Source organism: Thermococcus sp. (assembly GCF_027012695.1).
GTDB lineage: Archaea > Methanobacteriota_B > Thermococci > Thermococcales > Thermococcaceae > Thermococcus.
Window position 1 is genome coordinate 1 of sequence record NZ_JALUYR010000044.1, and the last position, 6,367, is coordinate 6,367.

The window sequence follows — 6,367 nt, forward strand, 5'->3', positions numbered from 1 at the left end:
CCGCCCTTTAAAGCCTTCTTGAGCTTTTCCGTTGTCGGATTGTCCTCTATTTGAGAGATTAGCTCCTCCAGCCTTCTCGTCTCCGGCTTGGTGAGCAGCTTGGAGATCTTTGATGAGAGTGAAACGGCCTCTTTTTCAGCGCTCCTCCTCGTGTTGACAAAAACCAAAGCCTGTTTGCCCCTTTTCACGGCGTCAATTGCCAGACTTTCCCAGTTTTCCGGATAACGGTCGGTTTTACCGTCCTCCCAGAAGAGCTGGCCGAGGTGGAAGACGCCTTTCCTAAGCTCAACCGGGCGCCAGTCGCTTGCCACAAGCTCCGCATCGAGCCACTCAGCCAGCTCCTCCGCGTTTCCAACGGTAGCACTCAACGCTAAAATCTGTGCCTTCCCGAGGAGGTGGCTGAGTATCATCTCCAGAGTAGCACCGCGGTCGTAGGAGCCTATGAGGTGGACTTCATCAGCTACAATCAGCCTGACGTCCTTAACCCAGCCCGGGGAATGCCTCAGCAGGGAGTCGAACTTCTCAGCGGTGGCCACTATGATGTCGTACTTTCCAAGCCACTCGTCCGTTGAATCGTAGTCGCCGGTCGTAGCGGCCACCCTTATTCCGAGTTTTTCCCACTCCTTGAACTCGCGGTACTTCTCCTCGGCGAGGGCCTTCAGGGGGACGAGGTAGACGGCTTTGCCTCCCTCGCGGAGGAGCTTGTTAACCATAACTATCTCACTCACCAACGTCTTTCCACTCGCCGTTGGAATCGCAAGAACGAGGTTTCTGCCCTCTAAAACGCCGCTTTTCAACGCTTCTGCCTGCGGGGGATAGAGTTCCACTATGCCCCTTTCGCGTATGACTCTCTTTATTCTCTCGTCCACCGGAAGCTCTTCGATCTTCATGCCCCTCACATCCCGCTTGGATTGGGAGGGCGGTTTTATATGGTTAACTGAACCGAAAAAACTACGAAAAGCTTAAATGAGTTGGAGTGCAAGTATTCACGTAAAGCCTTTCCCCGGTGGTGAAAAATGGTTAGGTCGTACGTTTTGTTGACCGTTGAGATTGGAAAAGTTGAGAGCGTTATAGAGGCGCTCAAGCAGATTCCGGGTGTTACTAAAGCAGATGCCGTCACAGGCCCCTACGATGCCATAGTCCACATAGAGGCCAACGACCTCGGCGAACTCACCAGAAGAATCCTCCACGACATACACAACATCGACGGCGTTATCGACACCACTACCGCGATAGTAGTTGAGATGGATGAGGAGGAGTGATCACCTCTTTTTCTTCCTGGATTTGCGCTTCTTCCTGCCCTTGGACCTGATTCTCCGGAGTTCTCTGATCTTCTGAGCGATCATTCTGAGGGATTTTCCCTTCGTGTACTCGCTCTCTACTATGAGCATTCCCCTGGTTCTGTACTCCTCGTCGAGGCCCGCCAGCCGAGGGTTCAGCTTCCTCCCGTCCCTTTCGATGACCTTCATGCCCAGGGACAGGGCGGCGTCCGTTATCTCGTCGATGCTCGGCCGATCGACGGCGAATTCATTACCAACGGCCCTCCCGTACTTCCTGCTTAGCCTGGCGTCTATCTCACCGGGCCACACAACGAACCTCTTCATTGTCCCACCTGAGAAGGTTTAAAAGACGTGCGTTAAAAACCCTTCCGGTGGGGGAGTTCGAGATGAAGTCAATTGTTGAGGAGCTCATCCTTGGGAAGGTCATTAGGGGGGACTGGGTTCTCCTTGAGTACGATCCCGTTTATCCGATGGAGGGCTTCGCCTGGGGAATCCTGATGCCCGCACTCCTGGAGCGGGGGAACGTTGTCGTTGCGGATTTCTTCGGTGTTGGAGATCTACTCTTCAGAAACTACCTCCGGAGGGTTACGGGCGAGGAGTACTCCCGCGCGGTTGACCTGTTCGGCAGGATCAGGGTCTTCAAGATCGGACCGGGTATGGCGAGCTACGGCGAGATCGTGGAGGAGATAACCCCCTCCTACGATCCAGGAGCCTTTCTCAGGAACTACCACACCATAGTTAGCCGGATGAGCAGGCTCCCGATGAAGCCCGACTATTTCGTAACCTTCGGCCTCGGCCATTACATCCACTTCGGAAGGGATGAGGCCCTGAAAAGCCTGCTAACGGCCATCAGCACGATACCCATGGAGGACTGGGTCGGGATACACTTCGTCAACACAGGGGTTCTAGACGGGCATGCCCTCTCGGTCATCGAGGGGGTAACCCCCTTCGTTATCCACCTCTCGACGGAGGGCATCAGGCTCAGGAAAGAGGGTGGGACAGTTGATATCTGAGGGGGACAGGGTTCTCCTGGTTGACAGGAGGGGCAAGCGCTACTTAGTCACGGCCTCGGAGAGGGAGTTCCACACCGACCTGGGCATACTCAAGTTGGGGGAGCTTATAGGGAAGCCCTACGGAGCCTCGATAACCAGCCACAAGGGCGAGGAGTTTAGAGCTATCAAGCCGGACATCAACGACATAATAGCCAAAATGAGGCGCGGGCCACAGATAGTCCACCCGAAGGACGCTGGAATCATAATCGCCTACGCCGGCATCTCACCCGGCGATACCGTAATAGAGGCAGGGGCCGGAAGCGGCGCGCTCACGATATTCCTGGCCAACGTCGTCGGTCCCACCGGAAGGGTGGTCAGCTACGAGGTCAGGGAGGATCACGCCGAGATAGCCCGGAAGAACGTCGAGTTCGCGGGCTTCTCGGATAGGGTCACGATAAAGCTCAAGAACATCTACGATGGCATTGACGAGGAGAGGGCCGACCACATAGTCCTCGACCTGCCGCAGCCGGAGAACGTTCTCCCTCACGCGGTGGAAGTTCTGCGCCCCGGAGGATACTTCGTGGCGTACACCCCATGCGCCAACCAGGTTCACCGCTTCTTCCAGGCGTTTCAAGCTTACAGGGAGCACTTCTACAGACCGAGGATTGTGGAGGTTCTGGTAAGGGAACAGGAGGTCAAGAGGGAGTGCATGAGGCCTAAAACAACGATGCTGGCGCATACGGGTTATTTGACCTTCATCCGGAAGCTGTGAACTCTTTTTCCTCTGCTTCTTCCTCGCCCTCGTACGTGAGGTACGCCAGCGCCCCGAATATCAGTGTTCCCAGGGCCGCCTGGAGAACGGGGTTTCCGGGGAGTTCCTGGAATACCCTTACATTTCCATATACCACCGGCCAGAACAGGGACAGGGCCGTGAGGAAAACCGCGATCCGGTAAATGGTTCCCATTTCACTCTCCCCCGCTGGTTTTTTTGCGAACGATTTTTAATCCTTTCCCCGGGTCCTCGAGAAAGCTTCCGAATTTTCAACCCGAGGTTAACAACAGCTTTATAAGTTCCCAATCATGTGAACCTTTAGATGTCCAGATTTGGGCTCATGTACGGAGGTGTTCATTGTGGGGTACAGGATACTCGACAAGAAGGAGCTCGCCATGAACGAGGTGTGGTATAAGATACACGCCCCTCACGTGGCCAAAAAGGTTCAGCCCGGCCAGTTCGTTATAGTGCGGGCATTCCCCAACGGTGAGAGGATCCCGCTGACTCCGGTCACCTGGGACAGGGAGGAGGGGTGGATAACCCTCGTGACGTTCGTCAGGGGCAAGACCACCCTGAGGATGGCCAACGAACTTAAACCTGGAGACGAACTTCTCAACGTCGCCGGTCCGCTTGGAAACCCCGCCCCGATGAAGAAGTTCGGTAAGATACTCGCGATAGGCCTCATAACCGGAATGGTCGAAGTTTTTCCAATAGCGAAGGCCTGGCAGGAGTTCGGAAACGATGTAACCACGCTCCACGTCACCCCCAACCCGATGGTCATCCTCAAAGAGGACTTTGAGAAGGCCGTTTCGAGACACATCGTTGAGGGCTACGATCTCCAGCCTGGCTGGGGGATGCAGGAGATAGCCCAGGAGCTCGTTAGGAGGGCCGTTACAAAGGTCAGGGAACTCCTCGAGAGTGAGCACTGGGATCTGGTCTTTATAGTCGGCCCTGCAGGTGGACAGAAGGCCGTCTTTGAGGTGGTGAGGGAGTACGGCATACCGATGGAGGCCGACCTCCACCCCATCATGGTGGACGGAACTGGGATGTGCGGTTCCTGCCGCGTCACCGTTGGCGGTGAGGTCAAGTTCGCCTGCATTGACGGGCCGGGGTTTAATGCGTACAAGGTTGATTGGGACGAGCTGATCCACAGGGTTGGTTTCTACACCGATCTGGAGAGGAAGGCCCTTGAGGAGTACCTGAAGGCCATTCGTGGAGGTGGCCAGTGATGGCGGTTAAGAGAAAGATCATAAAGGAGCGCGTTCCCACCATCGAGAGACCCCCCGAGGAGAGGATTCATGATTTCAGGGAGGTTGATCTCGGGTACACCTTCGAGCTCGCCGTCAAGGAGGCCGAGCGCTGCCTCCAGTGTCCCTACGACTACGCGCCCTGTATCAAGGGATGTCCCGTTCACATCAACATCCCCGGATTCATAAGCAAGCTCGTTGAGTACCGCGATAACCCCGACAAGGCCGTGAAGGAGGCCTTAAACATTATATGGGCCTGCAACTCGCTTCCAGCAACTACCGGCCGCGTCTGCCCGCAGGAGGACCAGTGTGAGATGAACTGTGTGATGGGCAAGGTCGGTGACAAGATCAACATCGGCAAGCTCGAGCGCTTTGTGGCCGATTATGCCAGAGAGCACGGTATAGACGAGGAGCTCCTCTTCGAGATAATTCCCCGGATCGAGAAGAAGGGCCAGAGAGTGGCCATCATTGGAGCCGGCCCGGCGGGACTTACCGCTGCTGGAGAGCTGGCGAAGCTCGGCTACGATGTTACCATCTATGAGGCCCTTCACGCCGCCGGTGGAGTTCTGATGTATGGCATTCCCGAGTTCAGGCTCCCGAAGGAGATCGTGGAGAAGGAGATAGAGAAGCTGAGGAAGCTGGGCGTGAGAATACTGACGGACCACATCGTCGGGAAGACCATCACCATGGAAGAGCTTTTGGAGGAATACGATGCCGTCTTTATCGGCTCCGGAGCCGGAACTCCAAGGCTCGTCCGCGCACCAGGCATAAACCTCAACGGCATCTACACGGCCAACGAGTTCCTTACGAGGGTCAACCTCATGAAGGCCTACCTGTTCCCGGAGTACGACACGCCGGTGAAGGTGGGGAAGAAAGTTATCGTCATAGGCGCCGGCAACACCGGAATGGACGCCGCCAGAAGTGCGAGGCGCTTTGGGGCTGAGGTTACAATAGCCTACCGCCGCGGTCCCGAGGACGTCTCGGCGAGAGAGGAGGAGGTTCACCACGCCAAGGAAGAGGGAATAAAGTTCGAGTACTTCATCAACCCGGTTGAGTTTATAGGCGACGAGAACGGCAACGTCAAAGCTATCAAGTTCGAGAAGATGAGGGCCCTGGATGAGAGGGACTCCAGGGGCAAGAGGAAGATAGTCGGGACGGGAGAATACGTCACGCTTGAGGCGGACACCGTTATAATAGCCATCGGCAAGCACCCGAACAGGCTCATCATCAACACTCCGGGTCTTGAGGTGGACAGGCGCGGCAAGGTGGTCGTTGACGAGAACCTCATGACGAGCATCCCGGGAGTTTTCGCAGGCGGTGACGCAATAAGGGGCGAGGCGACGGTTATTCTTGCGATGGGCGACGGAAGACGCGCGGCGAAGTCCATCCATGAGTACCTCACGAAGAAGAGGGCAGGACAGAACGCCTGAGACCTTTCCTTTCTCTGGCCCTTTATCCTTTGGGCAGATGTGGGCAACAGCGCACATCCTCTTTCCGGGCTTTTCCTTTTCTGGATTATTGCGCCGGTGGGCTGGCGTTTTTCCGGTGAAGAAGGCCGAATAAAGTCATTCAACCCGGGAAAAGCCTCCAGAATCCCGGGTTTCAAAAAGTGTACATTGGAAGAGAAGCCGGAGGAGGGTGTTTTTAGAGCTCCGGGCAAACCTCCGGCGGGATAGGTGAGGTGATTTTCCCCCTGAACGCTGAAAATCTTAAAATCAGCCCGGAAAACGGCTTTCGCATTTTTACATTACATCAGGGTAAGTCTATGCACGTTTTTGTAAGCCAAAGCTTGGCACAACCGTAACAGCCAAGAAGAAGCAGGATAGGCAGTTATCGACCTAAAAAAGGAGTGTGGAAAGGTTTTTGGGCCGGGGTTAAAGCCGGCTTTCTCGCGGGTTTTTTGGAGTAAAGGGGGATTTTCCCGGGAGATAGGTAGGGTGAACTCGGAGGACTTTTGATACACCCGCTATTGAAATCACGAAAAGTGCAAATTACGGAGACGGCCGTTTCACCGTCTTTTATTCGGCCAAAAAGGATATGGAGCACTCCGGTTTGCCGTTTTCCAACGGGCGTTGG

At 55.3% G+C, this 6,367-nt stretch carries 8 protein-coding genes; 5 read left to right on the forward strand and 3 right to left on the reverse strand.

Annotated features, from left to right (window positions below):
• Nucleotides 1–890, reverse strand: an 890-nt coding sequence (locus tag MV985_RS02655; RefSeq protein WP_297461050.1) for a DEAD/DEAH box helicase, incomplete at its 3' end; no start/stop codon positions are given.
• A gap of 126 nt (nt 891–1,016) precedes the next feature.
• Between MV985_RS02655 and MV985_RS02660 the strand changes: the two genes are divergently transcribed.
• The gene (locus MV985_RS02660) at nt 1,017–1,262 is read left to right on the forward strand and encodes an Lrp/AsnC ligand binding domain-containing protein (RefSeq protein ID WP_297460917.1); all 246 of its coding nucleotides are present in this window, start codon (nt 1,017–1,019) and stop codon (nt 1,260–1,262) included.
• On the opposite strand, the gene MV985_RS02665 is transcribed toward MV985_RS02660, so the two are convergent.
• Entirely contained in the window at nt 1,263–1,604 is a 342-nt protein-coding gene (locus MV985_RS02665; protein WP_297460929.1) for a signal recognition particle protein Srp19, read from the reverse strand.
• Between the two features lie 47 nt (nt 1,605–1,651).
• Between MV985_RS02665 and MV985_RS02670 the strand changes: the two genes are divergently transcribed.
• Nucleotides 1,652–2,293: a DUF257 family protein gene (locus MV985_RS02670; protein WP_297460941.1), complete on the forward strand. Its 642-nt coding sequence runs from the start codon at nt 1,652–1,654 to the stop codon at nt 2,291–2,293.
• A complete protein-coding gene (locus MV985_RS02675) occupies nt 2,283–3,044 on the forward strand; it encodes a tRNA (adenine-N1)-methyltransferase (protein WP_297460956.1) in 762 nt (253 codons plus the stop codon). Before MV985_RS02670 ends, MV985_RS02675 begins: the two co-directional genes overlap by 11 nt.
• Here MV985_RS02675 and MV985_RS02680 read toward each other — a convergent pair.
• Complete coding sequence (locus MV985_RS02680) at nt 3,028–3,237, reverse strand: hypothetical protein (protein ID WP_297460968.1); 210 nt, start codon at nt 3,235–3,237, stop codon at nt 3,028–3,030. The two genes, MV985_RS02675 and MV985_RS02680, sit on opposite strands and share 17 nt — an antisense overlap.
• A 166-nt stretch (nt 3,238–3,403) precedes the next feature.
• Here MV985_RS02680 and MV985_RS02685 point away from each other — a divergent pair, with 166 nt between their 5' ends.
• Together MV985_RS02685 and gltA are read left to right on the forward strand one after the other, a co-directional pair.
• The gene (locus MV985_RS02685) at nt 3,404–4,273 is read left to right on the forward strand and encodes a sulfide/dihydroorotate dehydrogenase-like FAD/NAD-binding protein (RefSeq protein WP_297460983.1); all 870 of its coding nucleotides are present in this window, start codon (nt 3,404–3,406) and stop codon (nt 4,271–4,273) included.
• On the forward strand, nt 4,273–5,721 hold the full coding sequence (gene gltA, locus MV985_RS02690; RefSeq protein ID WP_297461019.1) for an NADPH-dependent glutamate synthase: 1,449 nt from the start codon (nt 4,273–4,275) through the stop codon (nt 5,719–5,721). The genes MV985_RS02685 and gltA overlap by 1 nt, the downstream gene beginning before the upstream one ends.
• Nucleotides 5,722–6,367 lie beyond the last annotated feature (646 nt).